At 62.4% G+C, this 255-nt stretch carries 1 pseudogene; it reads right to left on the bottom strand.

The window, feature by feature from the left end:
- A pseudogene (locus RhoFasB10_RS26880) lies at positions 1-255 on the bottom strand (D-glycerate dehydrogenase); the annotation flags it as partial.

Here is a 255-nt window from a genome sequence, read left to right as displayed (position 1 = left end):
AGTGCGATGTCGGCCGTCGAATCGGTGAGCACTCCAGGGGTGTTGCCGACCGTGATCCCGCGTGCAGTGGCCGCGGTGACGTCGATGTTGTCGAAACCCACTGCGTAATTGGAGATTCCGGTGATTTTCGCGGTCTCGAGAAGTTCGGCGTCGAAACGGTCGCGAAGTTGCGAGACGACGACGCTGTACTCACCCGAGGCGCACCGCTCGACGAGTCCTGCATGGTCGAGGGAGAGCACCTCCACCTCGCCTGCT

The organism is Rhodococcus sp. B10 (assembly GCF_011770055.1).
Lineage (GTDB): Bacteria > Actinomycetota > Actinomycetes > Mycobacteriales > Mycobacteriaceae > Rhodococcoides > Rhodococcoides kyotonensis_B.
Note: the sequence above shows the minus strand (reverse complement) of the source record. Positions and strands in the feature narration are given on the sequence as shown.